Origin of the sequence: Shewanella sp. GutDb-MelDb (assembly GCF_002836075.1) — a bacterium.
Lineage (GTDB): Bacteria > Pseudomonadota > Gammaproteobacteria > Enterobacterales > Shewanellaceae > Shewanella.
The window spans coordinates 1-1600 of sequence record NZ_PJBM01000075.1; the positions used below are offsets into that span (position 1 = coordinate 1).

Below are 1600 nucleotides of genomic sequence, written 5' to 3' on the forward strand. Positions count from 1 at the left end.
GAACAATCTCAGAAAATTAACAGTGTATTGACTGTGATTGGTGGTATTGCCGAGCAAACGAATCTATTGGCGTTAAATGCAGCCATTGAGGCGGCGAGGGCCGGTGAGCAGGGTCGAGGATTTGCCGTGGTTGCCGATGAAGTGCGCAGCTTAGCCAGCAGGACTCAGACCAGTACCTTGGAAATTAACGAAATGCTGAGTGAGCTTCACAATTTAGTGTCATTGGCTGTAAGTACCATGGATGCAAGTCAGCAGAGCTGTTTACGTTCGGTTGAGTCGTCCAGAGCCATCTCTGAGAGCCTTGGCGCGGTGACATCGGCCGTAACATCGATTAATGATATGAGTACTCAGATAGCAACCGCAGCAACGGAGCAAAGCTCAGTGACTGAAGAGATTAACCGTAACGTGTTTACGATTCAGGATATCGTCAACGAGTTAATGAGTTCGAGCCAAAGTACTTCTGGAGTGAGCCACAAGCTGACTCAAGAAGGCGATACTCTCGGGCGTTTGGTTGGACAGTTTAAGGTATAGAGGCTAAGAGCCGGCGCAATAAAAAGGGAAGCTTATCGCTTCCCTTTTTATTGGTGGGTAACGAGAGTAGATAACATGGCCAGCCATTATCATTGGTTAAAAATGGAACGCTAAACTAGCCTTTAATCACGCTTCAATATTTGATGGCTAGACCCAGAAAAACCCTCATGTGTCTTAGAAGACACACCTTTTTATAAAGTGTATCCAGCTGATTTAAAAGCTAAAAAAATATTAAATAACACCGGAATATAATCAGAAGGTTAATTCTATCGATTGTTCTAGTCTTTATAGCGACATCAGTTTGAAGGACTTGGTAGTCATTTAAACTGGTATGTAGAAATGGACACTTTACAGACAATCAGAAAAGGAATTATCACATGACTCAATTACAAAGCTCACAAGAACAGCTACAAGGTGTATTCAACGTATCTTACCTCATCACCAACCATTTACCGGGTGGTGTCTCACTGCATGTCGACCTGCATGTTGCAGGTAAACAGGTGACTGGATTTGGTAGAGTCTTTCAGGCAACAGCGAAGCCTGTAAATGTTTTATCTAAGCTCAGCGGTGAATGGTCGTATATGTGCACTATGGCATCGTGCAATATTCTTGTTGTGTTGGATGGCATTAGCCTTAATGGTGTAGAGAATACCAAGATAAGAATGTCACTGGCAGACAATTGGCAGTCAGGTAGTGCTAGTTTTCAATACTTGGACAATGGTGAATGGCATGATTGTGATATTGCAAAAGTAGAACTATCAGAGTCATTACCTATATCAAAGCTGGCTGAAGTAACAAAAGAATATGCGAAGAAAACACTAGTATAAAGTAGTGGTTCTAAGAGAGGGCTATTGTGAGCTATTTATACCCTTAGATGAGTTAACAAGCAGGTCAAACAACCCTCTCTGGAACCAATCATTAATGGCATATTTTGAACGCGGCCACAAAAAACGCAGCTAATGCTGCGTTTCAATTCCAATAGAGTTAACTGGAAGAGTTAATAACTCTGCAGATAAAACATCTGCTTGAGCTGGGCTTTTTCTGCATCGGTAGATAGATAACATGGCCA

The 1600-nt window shown here is 42.3% G+C and carries 2 protein-coding genes; both read left to right on the forward strand.

All coding sequences use genetic code 11. The annotated features are described in order from the left end of the window. The coding region (locus CXF82_RS01370; RefSeq protein WP_257982707.1) for a methyl-accepting chemotaxis protein at positions 1-531 on the forward strand (531 nt) is incomplete at its 5' end. A gap of 377 nt (positions 532-908) precedes the next feature. Next, entirely contained in the window at positions 909-1358 is a 450-nt protein-coding gene (locus CXF82_RS01375; protein ID WP_102038094.1) for a DUF1842 domain-containing protein, read from the forward strand. The last annotated feature ends 242 nt before the right edge of the window (positions 1359-1600 follow it).

Coding starts and splice junctions, on each gene's coding strand:
- CXF82_RS01375 (WP_102038094.1), top strand. CDS start 909: ATGACTCAATTACAAAGCTCACAAGAACAGCTACAAGGTGTATTCAAC.